The sequence below is a fragment of the Amycolatopsis sp. cmx-4-83 genome (assembly GCF_046548815.1).
Taxonomy (GTDB): domain Bacteria; phylum Actinomycetota; class Actinomycetes; order Mycobacteriales; family Pseudonocardiaceae; genus Amycolatopsis; species Amycolatopsis pretoriensis_A.
In genome coordinates this window covers 65,593-81,069 of record NZ_JAEBEF010000001.1, presented here as the reverse complement: position 1 = coordinate 81,069, position 15,477 = coordinate 65,593, and the positions used below count along the sequence as shown (strand labels likewise).

Here is a 15,477-nt window from a genome sequence, read left to right as displayed (position 1 = left end):
ATTCCCTAGTGCTTGGGCTTCAGTGCGTCGAAAGCGGAGTTCTCGGACTCGTTGTACTTGGCGACGGCGAGGTCGAGCGCTTCGCTCGCCTGCTGGGCCACCTTCTTGAGCTCTTCGATTGCCGTGCTCGCGGATTCCTCGGCCTGCGCCGCACCCTTGTGGTCGTGCGCCGCGACGGTGTGCCCGTACGGGTGATTCCCCAGCTGGGGCGACTGGTTGAGCAGGTAGATGGATTCGCTCTTGGCGTTGAGGTCGTTGATCAGGTCTTTCAGCGCGTCTTTGATCGGCTTGACGCCCTCGGGCGAGATCTTGAAACCGCCGCTGCCGGCCGCGGCCAGCAGCTTCTGCGTCTCGGCCGTAGCCGCCTGCACCGCGGCGCTCATGGCGCCCGAGGAGAAGGGGTTGAGGAGGTCCGAAAGGAAGGCACTGCCTCCGCCGTCAGCTATCTGCATCGCAGTCCACCCCGAATTCGCTTCGCCCGTGCGTGTGCACCCGGAAGTCTACTAGCCGGGCACCCAGCGCAACCGTGCTTCACCGATCTTCCTCTCGGACGCGCCGGCCGACCCAGTGGTTCCCGAAGCTCAGAACTGCCCTTCGAGCTGGGCGTACAGCTGCTGGGCCAGGCGGGCGTTGTCGGCCGGGGCGTACGTGAGCCAGCGCTGGCCGTCCGCTGCTGTCCTCGACGACATCAGCCAGCGGCCCGCCGGGGTGTCGAACCAGGCCAGGGGTGGGTACGTGCCGCCGCGGGTCTGGGCCGTGAACTGGCCGACCCGCTTCTTCGGTTCCTGGAAGACGCGCTCGATCATGCGGACCTGGGGGCCGCTGCCGCCGCTGTGGGCGCGGGGGGCGCTGACGCCCGCGAACGGGTCGTACGCCTCGTCGCGACGCTGGGTGCGGGGCTGCTGGGCCGGCCTCGAAATGGTCACCGACTGGCCGGGGGCGGCCGGGGTGAGCGGGAGGAGGTCGACGATCGCCGGGACGATGCCGGTCGGGCGGACCTCCTCGAAGACGATGAGGTTCTCCTCCTGCTTCGCGAGCACCGCGAACTGGCCGTCGGAGGCGACCTTCGCGAACAGCTGGCGGTCGCCCAGCTCGGCGGCCGCGGTGATGGTCACGGTGCCGCGGACGAACGTCGTCAGGGCCAGCTCGGCGTCCGGGTCGAGGCGGCCGCGGCTCCACAGCCCGCGGCCGGTCAGGTCGCGGACGACGGCGTCGCGGATCATCGCGCGCTGCTCGACGGTCGTGCCGACGTACGGCACCTCGAACGGCGTCGGCGCGCGGCCCAGCCCGAGCTGTTCGAGCAGGATGTCCACCGCTGCCAGCGACAGCGAGAACGAGTGCGGCATCGCTTCCATCCCCCCGAGGGTTCTTCCGATCTCGGGGAACGGTACCGCCACCGGGTGCTCCGCCCTCAGCGAACCCGCTTGCCGCGTGAAGATCGCCGCTGGTCCGATGGACGCATGGCCGACCCGAAACCCGCACTCGTGCTGCACCTCGCCACCGGCGGGCAACCGCTGCTGTTCGCGCTGACGACCGAAGAATCCGGGAAGCTGGCGGGCAAGCTCGCCCAGCTCGTGAAGACCGGCGCCGTCGAGACGGTGACCACCAAGGACCACTCCGAAGTCGCGATCAACTTCGCCCACGTGGCCGCCGCGTACGTCGACGACCTCACCCGCAAGAACACCGTCTTCGGCATCCACGGCTGAAACGGCGAAGGCCGCCTCACGAGTGTGAGACGGCCTTCGCCGAAGTAAGCGGACTCAGAGCTTGTACAGGCGCTTCCAGTTCTCGCGCGAGGTCAGCTCGGGCATGGCGCGCTTGTACTGCTCCTGCACCGCCGCGCCTTCCTTGCGGAGCCGCTGGACGACCTTCGCGCCGCGCTTGGCCAGGTCGAACATCTTGACCTTGTCGTAGGACCGGACGCGGACGCCTTCCTGGTTCGCGTCCGTCACGACCGCCGTGTCGAACAGGGCGATGTGCCACCAGTTCGCCTCGTCGATCGGCACCGCGCCGAGGCCGAAGCGGCTGCGGCCGAGCACCCGGTCGAGCACGCGCTTGATCAGCACCAGGCGCTGCATGCTGGGCCGCGGCGCGCTGTTGATGATGCCGATGTCGTTGGACGCGATGCCCGGGACGTCGGTCGCCTTGTGGCGCTTGGTCTCCGGGTACTGGTCGCGGATCCGGCGGATCTCCTTCATCGCCTCGACGCCGCCGTCACGCAGGACCTCCGGGCCCTCGAGGAAGTCCTCGACGGCCTTGATCAGCGTGGCCGACAGGCCGTACTGCATGCCGAGCAGGTAGCGCACCAGCTGCGCGAGCAGCACCCGCGAGAGCAGGTTCAGGTTGAACGGCGAGTGCAGCGCGGCGGTGATGATCGAGTTGCGCAGGTTGAAGTACCGGTGCCACTCGTCCCAGTCCTTCATGTGGAAGTCCGCGTGCCACACGCCCGCACCCGGCAGGGTGACGGTCGGGAAGCCGTGCGCGCGGGCCCGGTAGGAGTACTCGGCGTCGTCCCACTGGAAGAAGAACGGCAGCGGGTAGCCGGTCGCCTGGACGACCTCGTAGGGGATCAGGCACGACCACCAGCCGTTGTAGCCGGCGTCGAGGCGGCGCTCCTGGCGGTTCGGCTTCAGCGTCTCCTCGTCCACGCCGAGCAGGTCCGCCGTCGACAGCGAGTGCTCGACCGGCTGGCCGGGCTCGAGGGTGTTGAGCCGGGCGTACTCGGCGCCGACGTGCAGCTGGTTCGGGTGGAACAGGTTGAGCATCTGGCCGCCGACGATGATCGGGTTGGCGGCGCGGTTCGAGAACGCCGTCATCCGGATCACCAGGTCCGGCTCGAGCAGGACGTCGTCGTCCATGAACAGGACGTTCGCGTGCTCGGTCGCGGTGTGCCCGGCGACCTCGAAGAGGCCGCGGGTGAAGCCGCCGGCGCCGCCGAGGTTCGGCTGCTTGATGTAGTGCAGCTTGTCGGCGAGGTCCTTCGCGACCTGCTCGAAGCCTTCGCGGGACTCGACGAGGTCGGTGCCCTGGTCGGCGACGTAGATGGCGTCCAGGGTCTCCAGCGAGGAGACGTCCGCGGCGAGCGCCTGGAGGTTCTTCAGGCAGTCGTCGGCGCGGTTCATCGTGCAGATGGTCACCGCGGTCGGGCGGATCTTCTCCGGGGCCTCGACCGTCCAGCGGACCTGCTCGACGCGCAGCGTCTGGCCGCCCTCGGTTTCGAGGTCGAGCCAGAGCGCGCCGCCGTCGTAGAACTTGTCGAGCTTGCCGGTCAGCGTCACCTTCGCCTGCTTGGCGTCGGCGACCTGCTCGGCCTCGATCACGCGGGGTTCGCCCTCGACGTCGGACGCGCCCATGGACAGCAGGCCGGTGCCGGTCACGACGGCCTCGACGGAGACCTCGGACACGTCCGTCCAGCGCTGCCAGTAGCTGGCCGGGAACCGGCCGAAGTACGTGTTGCCCGACACCTTGGAGGCGGGCTCGAGCGAGATGGCCGCACGTTCCCGCACGGCCGAGCCCCACTCGAGCTCGGCGTACAGGTCCTTGCTGACGATCGGCGCGGGGCCGGCGTAGAGCCCGCGCTGCGCCGTCAGGCGACCCTGCGGAGTGTGCTCGGTGAACCGCGTCTCGGCGGCCGCGCCGGCTTGGGTGGTCGGCGCCGGGGTGGCTGTTTTACCGGGCATTGAGTTCCTCAGTTCTCCTCGGTCGACGGCTCGCGGAAGACGACCCACTTGAGCATCACGAAATTGATCACCGTGGCGGTTGCCTGCGACACGGCCCAGCACAGTGTGTGCTGCCACGCGGACTCCGGCAGAACCTGCAGCATCAGCTGGTTCACCCCGACCGCGACGAAGAACGTCACGGTGTAGAGCAGGACGAACGAGCCGACCTGCGCCTTCCCGTCACGGCGCCCGCCGGAGAAGGTGAACTTCCGGTTCAGGAAGAACGCCGTGGTCGTGCCCACGATGAAAGAGATAGCGCGGGCGACGTCGACCCACGGTGAAGTGGCCATGCCTGCCACCTGGGTCAGCAGCGTGTACGTGCCCAGGTCGACCAGGGCGCAGAAGCCACCGATCAGGGCGAAGCGAATGAGCTGCCCGAGCAGTCCGATACTGGACGGCTGAGCAGCTGCGATGTCGGCTTGCGGATCGGTCGCCACCACTGCTTTACCTCGTTGCCTGAGTCATGGTCACCCGCGCGGGCGCTTGTGCCTTGATGCGCAAAGTGTAGAAGCGAGCACTTCAGGGTCACGTTCCGGGCGTCCTTCGGCGTGGCTACTCCATCCATGCCCCCGCCACCACCCTCATCGGAGGCGCTTCGCGCCGCTGGTTTACTGAACGGGTGACCCACGTACCCGAGACACAGCGACGCACGCTCACGGGCTGGGCGCGGACGGCCCCGACCACCGCCGACGTCCTGAGCACCGCGGACGTCGAAGCCATCGCCCGCGCCGTGACGCGGGCCGGCGAGCGCGGTGTCATCGCGCGCGGCCTCGGCCGCTCCTACGGCGACCCGGCGCAGAACGCGGGCGGCCTGGTCGTCGACATGACCGCGCTGAACCGCATCCACTCGATCGACCCGGACACCGCGCTGGTCGACCTCGACGCCGGTGTCAGCCTCGACCAGCTGATGCGCGAGGCGCTGCCGCACGGTCTGTGGGTCCCGGTGCTCCCGGGCACCCGCCAGGTGACGATCGGCGGCGCGATCGCCAACGACATCCACGGCAAGAACCACCACAGCGCGGGCAGCTTCGGCAACCACGTCGTGTCGATGGACCTGATCACCGCCGACGGCCGGATCCGCACGCTGACGCCGGAGGGCCCGGAAGCCGAGCTGTTCTGGGCGACCGTCGCCGGCATCGGCCTGACCGGGATCATCGTCCGGGCGAAGATCCGGATGACCAAGACGGAGACCGCGTACTTCCTCGCGGACAACGAGCGCACGAACAACCTCGACGAGACGCTCGAGCTGGTCAGCAACGGCTCCGACGACAAGTACACGTACTCGTCGGCGTGGTTCGACACGATCTCGACCGGCTCGAAGCTGGGCCGCGCCGCCTTCGGCCGCGGGTCGCTGGCCAAACTGGACGAACTGCCCCCCAAGCTGCGCGCGAACCCGCTCAAGTTCGACGCCCCGCAGCTGGCGACCCTGCCGGACATCTTCCCGAACGGCCTGGCCAACAAGCTGACCTTCGGCGGGATCGGCGAGCTGTACTACCGGAAGACGCCGAAGGAAGCCCGCGGCGTCATCCAGAACCTCACGGCCTTCTACCACCCGCTGGACATGTTCGGCGAGTGGAACCGCGCCTACGGCTCCAAGGGTTTCCTGCAGTACCAGTTCTCGACGCCGCTGAACGCGCACGAGCCGCTGCGCAAGATCGTCCGGAAGATCGCCGAGTCGGGGCACGTGTCCTTCCTCAACGTCTTCAAGCGGATGGGCGAGGGCAACGCGGCGCCGCTGTCGTTCCCGCACCCGGGCTGGATGGTCTGCGTCGACTTCCCGATCAAGCAGGGCCTCGGCCGCTTCTGCCAGGAGCTCGACGAAGACGTCCTGGAGCTGGGCGGGCGGCTGTACACCGCGAAGGACTCGCGCACCACGCCCGAGACGTTCGCGAAGATGTACCCGCGGCTCGAAGAATGGCGCAAGATCCGCGCTTCCGTTGACCCCGAAGGCGTTTTCGCCTCTGACATGAGCCGGAGGCTCGAACTGTGATCGACGCGGTGGGCAACCCCCAATCCCTGCTCCTGCTCGGCGGCACCTCCGACATCGCGCTGGCGATCGCCGAGAAGTACCTGGCCGAGAAGCCCCTGCGGGTCGTGCTGGCCGCGCGCCCGTCGCCCCGGCTGGACGCGGCCGCGCAGCGCCTGAAGGACCGCGGCGCCGAGGTGTCCACTGTGGACTTCGACGCCAAGGACACGGCGTCGCACCCGGGCGTGCTGGCCAAGGCGTTCGAGGGCGGCGACATCGACGTGGCCGTCGTGGCGTTCGGCCTGCTCGGCGACCCGGAAGAGGTCTGGCAGGACCACGCGAAGGCCGTCGAGCTGGCGACCGTGAACTACACAGCCGCGGTGTCGGTCGGCGTCGCGCTGTCGGAGAAGCTCAAGGCGCAGGGCCACGGCACGGTGATCGCGCTGTCGTCGGTGGCCGGCGAGCGCGTCCGGCGGTCCAACTTCGTCTACGGCTCCACGAAGGCCGGTTTCGACGGCTTCTACCTGGGTCTGGGCGAGGCGCTGGCGCCGTCCGGCGTGCAGGTGACGGTCGTCCGGCCGGGCCACGTCAAGACGAAGATGACCGAGGGCCTGAAGGACGCTCCCCTGGCGCAGACCGCCGAGCAGGTGGCGGAGACCGCCGTCTCGGCCGCGCGGGCGGGCAAGGACCTCGTGTGGGCGCCGGCGCAGTTCCGCCTGGTGATGTCGGCGCTGCGGCACGTGCCGCGGCCGATCTTCCGCAAGCTCCCGATCTAGCGCGTCCACCCGGGGGTTGACCCGGAACTCCATCCGGGCCCGGTCCGGACGCCGATGTGCCGTCGTGGTCGTCGAAACAGACTGTCACCATGACGACCACGAACAGCAAACGCGCCGGGCTCACGATGCTCCTCCGCGACGTCGCGCTCCCGATGGCCCTGTACTACGTCCTGCGTTTCTTCGGCGTCGACGCGTTGTGGGCGCTGCTGGTCGGTGCGGTGCCACCGGTGCTGCGCACCGGGTACGTCCTGGCCCGGCACCGGCGGATCGACCCGGTCAGCGCGTTCGTGCTGACCGTGCTGCTGATCAACTGCGCGGTGGCGGTGTTCTCCGGTGACGCCCGGCTGCTGCTCGTCCGCAGCGCGTGGATCACGCTGCCACTCGGCGTGGCGCTGCTGGGGAGCCTGCTCGTCGGGCGGCGCCCGCTGCTGTTCCGGGTCGCCTGCACCTTCCGGCCCGAGCGCGCCGGCGAGCTCGAACAGCTGTGGGGCCGCTCCTCCGCGTTCCGGCAGCGGTGGCGTTCGGCGACGCTGTGGTGGGGCGCCGGGTGCGTCCTGCTGGCCTGCGCCGTCGTCGTGATGGCGTTCACGCTGCCGGTGGACGTCGTGCCGTTCCTCGAGACCGCGCTGACCGTCGTGGCCGTGGTGCTCGGGGTGAAGTTCACGAGGCAGCGGATGGGCGTCAACCGGACGGTGAACGCGTAAGCGCCACCGCGTGGGCGGGCACCAGGTACAGGTTCTGGCTGCCCACCCACGGCGAGTCGATCCGCCAGCTCGCCAACGCGGCCGGCGGGGGCGCGCGGCGGGTCGTGGCCAGGACCAGGTCCGGGCTGATCGGCGCGACGCTGTGGTCGAAGTTGTGGAAGTTGGCTTCCAGCAGCGCCCGCCCGACCTCGCCGCTGCGGCGCTTCGTCTCGGTGATCGCCGGGTCGACCGCGCCGCGGTCGGAGAACTCGTCGACGAGCTCACAGTCGCACGCGTAGGCCAGCGCGCCCACCTCGCCCGCGGTCTCCACCTTGCGGCCGTGCGCGATCGCCGCGAGCTCCTGGCCGATCTCGCGGTACTCCGTCGTCGACGCGTGGTTGCTGGCGATGGGCGCGAACTGGCGCGGCAGGCCCGGCACCGCGTACACCGCGACGCCGGCCGCGACCACCGCGGCGGCGGCCGTCCACGTCCCGCGGCGCACGTGCTCCGGCACCGCCGAGGCGACGGCGGCCAGGAAGACAGTCGCGCCGATGATGCTGGGCGCGTAGTACCAGTGGTACGGCGGAACGCCCAGCCGGCTGTACGCGACGTAGTGCAGCGCTCCCGCGACGGCGAGCGCGGCGAACGGCGTCAGCCGGCGGGCGGTCCGGGAGCCGCGGCGGTACAGGACGATCCAGCCGGCCCCGGCCGCCGCGGCGAGCAGCAGTGGCAGGAACGACAGCGCGGCCGCCGCCGGGAAGTTGCGCAAGTAGAGCAGCGGGCCGTTCGTGAAGCTGAACGGTCCCCACGACTGCTGGCTGATCTTGATGACGAGCGTGTCCGGCACGGCCGAGCCGAGCACGAGCCAGCTGAAGCCGAACCACGGGAGCATCACGGCGAGCGCCGAGAACGTCGTGCGCCAGATGCCCACCCAGAAGTCGCGGCGGGCGGCGAACAGCACCGCCGCGATCAGCAGCAGGTCGATCCGGACGAGCGCGAGCAGTCCGATCACGACGCCCAGCCGTCCCGCGTGGCGCTCGCCCGCGTGGACGAGAGCCCAGACGACGCCGGTGGCGCCGAGCGCGACCTCCAGCCCGATCGACGACAGCAGCAGCGGGTTGACCAGCAGCAACGCGAAGGTCAGCGGCGCGAAGGCGGGCGGCAGCCCGGTGCGCTCGCCGAGCCGGCGCAGGCCCAGCACGAGCAGGACCTGCGCGACGACGAAGACGATCCCGGCGGCGAGGATGGCGTCGCGGACGACGAACGTGACCGCGCCGAGGGCCAGGACGTTCAGCGGGGACGTCGCGGTGTTCGCCGTCCCCTGCTCGATCAGGCCCCAGTGCGCGTGGAAGGCGAGGTTCTTCGCGTAGGACAGCGTGATGTAGGTGTCATCGATCAGGTGGTGGCTGACCAGGGCGAACACGAGGGCCGAAGCCGCGGCGGCGCCCACCGGGAGAGCCCACGAACGGGCGACGGGCACGGCCGACGGCAGCGCACCGGCGGCTTTGGCGAGTTCTGCGGAGGCGCTTCGCATCCGGGATACCGTACCCCGCCCGTGATACTTCCGTGATCTGAGTGGGAGGCCGGTGGTGCAGGCCACATTCCCAGGTGATCAGATGCCGTCGCCGCTGCCCTGGCCTTGGTTGCCGCCCTGGTTGCCGCCTTGGTTGCCGCCTTGGTTGCCGCCTTGGCCTTGGCCGCCGCGGAAGCCCGGGCGGCCGTCGTGGTTGCCGCCGCCGGGGCCGTTGTACTGGCGGTGGATGCCGGGACGGCCGTCGCGGGGGCCGTGGTGGCTCGCGGCGGCGATCCCGCCGACGATGCCGCCGCCGACCAGCAGCCCGAGCACGCCGACCGCGACGAGCTGCGTGGCGCGGTGCCCGACGAACCGCCGGAAGCCACCGGACTGGCGGGGAGCGGCCTGGGGCGGGCCCCAGGCGCCGTAGGACTGGCCGGGGCCGGGCTGGGAGAGCTGAGGGGTGGGCGGCGCCTGCTGGGTGGATCCGGCGGGCGGAGCCTGCTGGCCGGCGGCCGGAGCCTACTGGCCGAGGACCGCGGTCTGCTCGGCAGCGGGGGCTTGCGGGCCGGGCGCCGGGGCTGCGGCGGCGGGCTGAGCCGGCGCTGTGCCGCCATCGGCCGCCGGGGTCGCGGGCTGGCCGGACGCCGGAGCGGCGGGCGGGGCCGGCGCCATGCCGCTTTCGGCCGCTGGAGCGGCGGGCGGGACCTGCGCCGTGCCACCTTCGGCCGCTGGGGGCTCGCTGGGTGCGGCCGGGGTCGTCGTCGTGGGCTGGTCGGCCGCCGCCGGGGTCGTCGGCTGCTCGACGGTGGGCTGGTCGGCTCCCTGCGGGGCCTTCTCCTCGCGCGGCTGGTCGTTCATCGTCGCTCCTGTGGTCACGGGGACGGGCGCAGTGCCCGCCCCCACCACCTCAGGGTGCGCCGGTCAGCTGTGCGTCAGCTGAAACGAACCTGTCGATCCGCCATGAGAAGTCACAGGTAGAACGCCAGGAACAGCGTGATCACCCAGGTCGCGCCGAGGACCTGCAGGATGCGGTCCTTGAGCGCGATCTCCTCGGGCTCGCCCGCGATGCCGCCGTCGACGTCCACCGCGTACCGCAGCACCGCCACCACGAACGGGACCATCGAGATCAGCGCCCACACCGAGTTGTGCTCGGTCTGGCGGATCTCGAACGCCCACAGGCAGTACGACATGATCAGGATCGCCGCCGACGTCGCCCAGACGAACCGCAGGTAGCTGGCCGAATACTTCTTCAGCGACGAGCGGATCTTCGCGCCCGTGCGCTCGAACAGCATGATCTCCGCGTAGCGCTTGCCCGCGACCATGAACAGCGAGCCGAACGCCGTGACCAGCAGGAACCACTGGGACAACGCGATGCCGCCCGCCACACCACCGGCGATCGAGCGCATCAGGAAGCCCGAGCCGACGATGGCCAGGTCGACCACCGGCTGGTGCTTGAGGCCGAAGCAGTAGCCGAGCTGGACGGCTTCGTAGACCGCCAGCACGACCGCCAGCTGCCAGCTCGCGAAGAACGACACGCCGAGGCCGGCCAGGAAGAACACGACCGCGGCCCCGTACGCGACGGGGACCGGCACGAGGCCGGCCGCGATCGGCCGGTTGCGCTTGGTCGGGTGGGCCCGGTCGGCCTCGACGTCGATGGCGTCGTTGATCAGGTAGACCGAGCTCGCCGTCAGGGAGAAGGCCACGAAGGCGATGAGCGCGTCGATCAGGAGACCGGTGCGGTCGGTCGACTTCGAGAACGCGAAGAACGGGGCCGCGAAGACCAGGACGTTCTTCACCCACTGGCGCGGCCGCGCCGTCTTGATGACGCCGCCGACCAGGCCGAACCGGCCGCGGGACGCGGTGGTCTCCGGAGCCTCCGGAGTCACGGCCGTTTCTTCACTGGAGCGCTGCTCGGTCGTTTCGCTCATGGATTCTTCTTCAGCTTCCGTCGTATCAGACCACCGACGAGCCCCCCGAGAGCTGCACCGGCCAAAACGTCTGTCGGATAGTGAACGCCGAGCACGAGCCGCGAGGCGAGCATCGGCGGTACCAGGGCGGGCACCAGGTTACGCCCGGTCAATCCGGAGTAGAGCACCGCCGCCGCCGTAGTGGACGTCGCGTGCGACGACGGGAAGCTCAGCTTGCTGGGCGTGCCGACCAGTACCTCGACGCTCGGGTGGTCCGGTCGCGGGCGCCTGACCACGCGTTTCACCGCGATGGACGCGGCGTGCGCGCCGACGACACCCGCCGCCGCGACCAGCCAGTCCTTGCGGCGCTCCTTGTCGACCGCGGCACCGATCAGGCCGATGCTGAACCAGCCGATGGCGTGCTCACCGAAGTGGGACATGCCGCGCGCGGCTTTCACCGAAACGTCACTCTTCAGAAAGCCCTGCGCCTTCGAAAGGACAGCGACCTCGCCCGTCGGGGCGCCCTTCTCAAGCATCGAGGGACCCGTCGAGCGGCGCGCCGTCGGTCAGGTGCGGGGCGATCTTGTTGTCGAACGCCGACAGCGCCGAGCCGATGGCCATGTGCATGTCGAGGTACTTGTAGGTGCCCAGCCGGCCGCCGAACAGGACGTTGCGCTCGCGCGCCTCGGTCTTGGCCAGCTCGCGGTAGGCCTCGAGCTTCTCGCGGTTCTCCGGCGTGTTGATCGGGTAGTACGGCTCGTCTTCCTCGGTCGCGAAGCGCGAGTACTCGCGGAAGATGACCGTCTTGTCCTTCGGGTAGTCCCGCTCCGGGTGGAAGTGGCGGAACTCGATGATGCGGGTGTAGGGCACTTCCTGGTCGTTGTAGTTGACGACCGAGGTGCCCTGGAAGTCGCCGGTCTCCGCGACCTCGGACTCGAAGTCGACGGTGCGCCAGGTGAACCGGCCCGCCGAGTAGCCGAAGTAGCGGTCCAGCGGACCGGTGTAGACGGTCGGCGTGCCGGCCGGGATGTGCTCGCGGACGTCGAAGTAGTCGACGTTCAGCCGGATCTCGATGTTCTCGTGCTCGGCCATCTTCTCGAGCCACGCGGTGTACCCGTTGACGGGCAGGCCCTCGTAGGTGTCGTTGAAGTACCGGTTGTCGAAGTTGTAGCGGACCGGCAGGCGCGTGATGATGTTCTCGCCCAGGTTCTTGGGGTCGTTCTCCCACTGCTTCGCGGTGTACCCGCGGATGAAGGCCTCGTAGAGGGGGCGGCCGACCAGCGAGATCGCCTTCTCCTCGAGGTTCTGCGCGGAGGCGGTCTCGAACTCGGACGACTGCTTGGCGATCAGCTCGCGCGCCTCGTCCGGCGTGTGGGACTTGCCGAAGAACTGGTTGATCAGGGCCAGGTTCATCGGGAACGAGTAGACCTGGTCCTTGACCCGCGCGAACACGCGGTGCTGGTAGTTGGTGAACTCGGTGAACCGGTTCACGTACTCCCAGACGCGCTTGTTCGAGGTGTGGAACAGGTGCGCGCCGTACTTGTGCACCTCGATCCCGGTCTCGGGCTCGGCCTCGGAGTAGGCGTTGCCGCCGAGGTGGCTCCGGCGCTCCAGGATGAGGACCTTCTTGCCCAGCTCGGCCGCGGCCCGTTCGGCGACGGTCAGGCCGAAGAAACCGGACCCGACGACGACGAGGTCGTAGCCTGCGAAATCGGCTTCAGTAATCTGTGCGGGGTTCGTGTGCGCGCTCACGGGCGTCGAGGGTACGCAGGTCGCTGACCCGGCCCGCACCCGACTATCACATTTCGGCCTACGACACACCTGGAAAGCAGTGCCTGCACCCGAGGACTTCTGGAGTTACTTCGCCGCGGTGGTCACCTACCTGGCCGTGCTGGCGGTCCCCGGCGGGGTCGTCGGGTGGGCCGCCGGCCTGCGCGGCTGGGCCTTGGCCGGGCTCGCGCCGCTGCTCAGCTACGCCATCACCGGCCTCGCCGGTCCGTGGCTCGCCATCGCGCACGTCCCCTACGGCCCGCCGAGCGTCGCCGCCGTCACCCTGCTGCTCGCCGCCGTGCTCTTCGGCCTGCGCCGGCTGTTCGCCGCGCGCGGCTGGTCGACGCCGGGCGCGGAGGAGCCGCCGGTGCCGTGGACGCGCCGCGCGCACCTGGCCGTCGGCGCCTGCGTCGCGATCGCGACCGCCGTCTCGATCGCCGTCGTGGTCTCCGGCCGCGGCGGGACGACCGCGGTGTTCCAGCGCTGGGACACCGTGTTCCACGCGAACGGCATCCGCTACATCGCCGAGACCGGCGACGGCTCGCTGACCGGCATGGGAACCGTCAACTGGTACCCCGACGGCTCCTTCTACCCGAACGCGTACCACCTGGTCGGGGCGCTGGTCTACCAGCTGTCCGGGACGTCGATCCCGGTCACGCTCAACGCCGTGACGATGCCGATCGCCGGGCTGTTCGCGCTGGCCATGGTCGCGCTGGTGCGCCAGCTCGGCGGCCGCGCGGTGTTCGCCGGCAGCGCGGCGCTGGTCGCGGGCGGCGCGACGACCGGGGCGTACGAGTCGGTGTCGAGCGGGCTGCTGCCGTTCGCGCTCGGCATCGTGCTGACGCCGCTGGCGGTGGTCGCGCTGCAGCGGTTCGTCGTGCGGCCGGGCGTCGACACCGGCGCCGTGCTGGCGCTGAGCGCGACCGGCCTGCTCGCCGCGCACTCGAGCGCGTTGTTCGGCGCGATCCTGTTCGCGTTCCCGCTGGTGGTGCAGCGCTGGTACCGGTCGCTGCGCGGCCGGCGCGTCGACGGCGTCGCCGAGGGACGGCGGGCCTGGCGGGTGGTCGGCGGCGACGTCCTGCGGATGCTGCCGGTGATGGTCGCGGCCGGGCTGCTGGCCGCGCCGATGATCCTCGGCGCGATCGGCTTCACGTCGGGGTCGTACCCGTACCACGCCTGGGGCTCGCACATGCCGGTGTGGAAGGCGCTGGCCATGCTGGCGACGTTCAAGCAGGTGCTGCCGGTCCCCCAGATCTGGCTGACGGTGTTCCTCGCGATCGGCGTCCTGACGCTGGGTGCGCTGCGGCGGATGCGCTGGCTGCTGCTTTCGACGTTGGGGCTGTCCGCGCTGTTCGTGGTCGTCGCCTGCTTCGGCGGCGAGGACTGGGTGATCAGCCTGTCGCGGCCCTGGTGGAACGACCGATTCCGGCTGATGGCGCTGGCCGCGATCCCGCTGTGCCTGCTCGCGGCGCACGGCATGAGCGAGGCGCAGCGGTGGCTGGCGAAGGCCGCCGGGAGCCGCGCGTGGGTGCGGGCGCGGCCGTGGCTGACCGGCCGGGTCGGGCTGGCGTCGGCGGTGCTGCTGGTCGTCGCGATGGGCGTGCTGACCGGCGGGTTCTACCGGGCGGCCAACGCCAAGACGGTGTCGCTGCTCTACTACAACGGCCTGCCCGGCGAGGTGGTCCCGCCGGTGAGCGCGGACGAGATCGAGGCGATGGAGAAGCTGGGCACGCTCGGCATCCCCGCCGACCAGAAGGTGCTCAACGACCGGCTCGACGGCACGGCCTGGATGTACGCGCTGACCGGCGTGCACCCGGTGGCCGGCCACTACGACGCCGGTGTTGCGCCCAAGGACGCGGTGTACCTGGCCGAGCACTTCGCGGACTACGACACCGACCCCGAAGCGCGCGCGGCGATCCGGCGGCTGAACATCCACTACGTACTGGTGGGCAGCGGCACGATCCGCCGCGACACCCCGATCGCCCGGGGCCTGCAGCACCTGGACGGGCACGACTTCGTGCAGCCGGTGTACCGGAACGCGGGCGCCGTGATCTACCGGATCGTGAAGTAGAACGCCCTCGTGGCCGCGGCCCCCCAGCCGCGGCCACGAGGGCCCCCGAACCCCCGGGGTGATCTCGGACGTCTGCAAACAAGGACGCCTGAGGGGCGGCAATCGGTTTCCCGATCACCCGGAAGTCACCCGGACGGCCTAGTGCAGCTCCGGCAGGACGTCGCTCGCCACCTGTTCCAGCACGGCCTCGCGGCCCTCGTACGGGGTCGACGAGCGCGGCCAGTGCGAGATCACGTCGGTGAAGCCCAGCTCGCCCGCGCGGCCCACCGCGTCGCGGAACGCCTCCACGCTGCTCAGCGAGAACACCGGGGACGAGTCCAGGCTCAGGTGCCGCTGGATGCTCGCCCGGTCGCGGCCCACCGCGTCCAAGCGCCGGTCGAAGAGCTCGGTGAGTTCCTTGATGCCCGCCCACCACTCGTCGACCGTCGCGCCGCCCTTGCCCGTCGTCACCCAGCCGGCGCCGAAGCGCGCCGCCAGCGTCATCGTGCGCGGGCCGTTCGCCGCCACCACGAACGGGAGGCGGGGGCGCTGGACCGGGCCCGGCAGGTTGCGGGCCTCGCGGGCGCGGTAGTACTCGCCGTCGAAGTCGAACTTGTCGGTCATGAGCAGCCCGTCGAGCGCTTCGACGAACTCGGTGAAGCGGTCCGCACGCTGCTTCGTGGTCAGCTCGGGGGCGCCGAGGACCGCGCCGTCGTAGTGCAGGTGGTCGACGCCCGCGCCGACGCCGAGGACGAACCGGCCGTCGGAAACGTCGTCGAGGGTGATCAGTTCGCGGGTGAACGGCACGGGGTGCCGGGCGACCGGCGACGCCACGAACGTGCCGAGCCGGATGCGGGACGTCACCATCGCCGCCGCGGTCAGGGTCGGGACCGCGGCGAACCACGGGCCGTCGACCAGGTTGCGCCAGCCCAGGTGGTCGTACGTCCACGCGTGGTCGAAGCCGTACTCCTCGGCCGCGCGCCACTTCGGCTCGGCGGCCCACCAACGATCTTCCGGAAGAATGACGATGCCTACTCGCACAGTTCCGAAAAGTAACAGTGAAGCGAAGCTTCCCCATTGAGGGTGGCGG

Annotated in this window: 16 protein-coding genes; 5 read left to right on the top strand and 11 right to left on the bottom strand. The window is 70.3% G+C overall.

All coding sequences use genetic code 11. The annotated features are described in order from the left end of the window. Positions 1–5: 5 nt before the first annotated feature. Together ACLJQM_RS00390 and ACLJQM_RS00385 are read right to left on the bottom strand one after the other, a co-directional pair. Positions 6–452 carry a hypothetical protein gene (locus ACLJQM_RS00390; protein WP_410629576.1) on the bottom strand — a complete coding sequence of 149 codons (447 nt, stop codon included), beginning with the start codon at positions 450–452 and terminating at the stop codon, positions 6–8. 129 nt (positions 453–581) lie between these two features. After that, positions 582–1,346: an ESX secretion-associated protein EspG gene (locus tag ACLJQM_RS00385; protein ID WP_410630267.1), complete on the bottom strand. Its 765-nt coding sequence runs from the start codon at positions 1,344–1,346 to the stop codon at positions 582–584. Between the two features lie 114 nt (positions 1,347–1,460). On the opposite strand from ACLJQM_RS00385, the gene ACLJQM_RS00380 reads away from it, so the two are divergent. After that, complete coding sequence (locus ACLJQM_RS00380) at positions 1,461–1,706, top strand: hypothetical protein (RefSeq protein WP_247015840.1); 246 nt, start codon at positions 1,461–1,463, stop codon at positions 1,704–1,706. Positions 1,707–1,760: 54 nt separating this feature from the next. Here ACLJQM_RS00380 and ACLJQM_RS00375 read toward each other — a convergent pair whose 3' ends face one another. Both ACLJQM_RS00375 and ACLJQM_RS00370 read right to left on the bottom strand, forming a co-directional pair. Then, entirely contained in the window at positions 1,761–3,680 is a 1,920-nt protein-coding gene (locus tag ACLJQM_RS00375) for a glycosyltransferase (protein ID WP_247015842.1), read from the bottom strand. 8 nt (positions 3,681–3,688) lie between these two features. Continuing rightward, a complete protein-coding gene (locus tag ACLJQM_RS00370) occupies positions 3,689–4,159 on the bottom strand; it encodes a GtrA family protein (RefSeq protein ID WP_169735160.1) in 471 nt (156 codons plus the stop codon). Positions 4,160–4,338: 179 nt separating this feature from the next. On the opposite strand from ACLJQM_RS00370, the gene ACLJQM_RS00365 reads away from it, so the two are divergent. The 3 genes from ACLJQM_RS00365 to ACLJQM_RS00355 all read left to right on the top strand — a co-directional run bounded on the left by ACLJQM_RS00365 (position 4,339) and on the right by ACLJQM_RS00355 (position 7,165). Continuing rightward, complete coding sequence (locus tag ACLJQM_RS00365) at positions 4,339–5,709, top strand: FAD-binding oxidoreductase (protein ID WP_360774923.1); 1,371 nt, start codon at positions 4,339–4,341, stop codon at positions 5,707–5,709. Next, a complete protein-coding gene (locus ACLJQM_RS00360; protein ID WP_247015848.1) occupies positions 5,706–6,461 on the top strand; it encodes a decaprenylphospho-beta-D-erythro-pentofuranosid-2-ulose 2-reductase in 756 nt (251 codons plus the stop codon). The genes ACLJQM_RS00365 and ACLJQM_RS00360 overlap by 4 nt, the downstream gene beginning before the upstream one ends. A gap of 89 nt (positions 6,462–6,550) precedes the next feature. Further along, on the top strand, positions 6,551–7,165 hold the full coding sequence (locus ACLJQM_RS00355) for a VC0807 family protein (protein ID WP_410629573.1): 615 nt from the start codon (positions 6,551–6,553) through the stop codon (positions 7,163–7,165). Here ACLJQM_RS00355 and ACLJQM_RS00350 read toward each other — a convergent pair. The 6 genes from ACLJQM_RS00350 to glf form a co-directional block, all read right to left on the bottom strand. Further along, the gene (locus tag ACLJQM_RS00350) at positions 7,143–8,678 is read right to left on the bottom strand and encodes a hypothetical protein (RefSeq protein WP_410629571.1); all 1,536 of its coding nucleotides are present in this window, start codon (positions 8,676–8,678) and stop codon (positions 7,143–7,145) included. The two genes, ACLJQM_RS00355 and ACLJQM_RS00350, sit on opposite strands and share 23 nt — an antisense overlap. 78 nt (positions 8,679–8,756) lie before the next feature. After that, positions 8,757–8,990: a hypothetical protein gene (locus ACLJQM_RS00345; protein ID WP_410629569.1), complete on the bottom strand. Its 234-nt coding sequence runs from the start codon at positions 8,988–8,990 to the stop codon at positions 8,757–8,759. A 189-nt stretch (positions 8,991–9,179) separates the two neighbouring features. After that, positions 9,180–9,518 carry a hypothetical protein gene (locus ACLJQM_RS00340; protein WP_410629567.1) on the bottom strand — a complete coding sequence of 113 codons (339 nt, stop codon included), beginning with the start codon at positions 9,516–9,518 and terminating at the stop codon, positions 9,180–9,182. Positions 9,519–9,628: 110 nt separating this feature from the next. Beyond that, positions 9,629–10,588: a decaprenyl-phosphate phosphoribosyltransferase gene (locus tag ACLJQM_RS00335; protein WP_410629565.1), complete on the bottom strand. Its 960-nt coding sequence runs from the start codon at positions 10,586–10,588 to the stop codon at positions 9,629–9,631. Further along, positions 10,585–11,103, bottom strand: coding sequence for a phosphatase PAP2 family protein (locus tag ACLJQM_RS00330; protein ID WP_360774935.1), 519 nt, complete (start codon positions 11,101–11,103; stop codon positions 10,585–10,587). Before ACLJQM_RS00330 ends, ACLJQM_RS00335 begins: the two co-directional genes overlap by 4 nt. Then, on the bottom strand, positions 11,096–12,319 hold the full coding sequence (gene glf, locus ACLJQM_RS00325) for a UDP-galactopyranose mutase (protein ID WP_360774938.1): 1,224 nt from the start codon (positions 12,317–12,319) through the stop codon (positions 11,096–11,098). Before glf ends, ACLJQM_RS00330 begins: the two co-directional genes overlap by 8 nt. Positions 12,320–12,398: 79 nt before the next feature. Between glf and ACLJQM_RS00320 the strand changes: the two genes are divergently transcribed. Beyond that, positions 12,399–14,408: a DUF6541 family protein gene (locus ACLJQM_RS00320; RefSeq protein ID WP_410629562.1), complete on the top strand. Its 2,010-nt coding sequence runs from the start codon at positions 12,399–12,401 to the stop codon at positions 14,406–14,408. Between the two features lie 138 nt (positions 14,409–14,546). Here the strand turns inward: ACLJQM_RS00320 and ACLJQM_RS00315 are convergent, their stop codons facing one another. After that, positions 14,547–15,428: an LLM class flavin-dependent oxidoreductase gene (locus ACLJQM_RS00315; RefSeq protein WP_247015865.1), complete on the bottom strand. Its 882-nt coding sequence runs from the start codon at positions 15,426–15,428 to the stop codon at positions 14,547–14,549. Between the last annotated feature and the right edge of the window lie 49 nt (positions 15,429–15,477).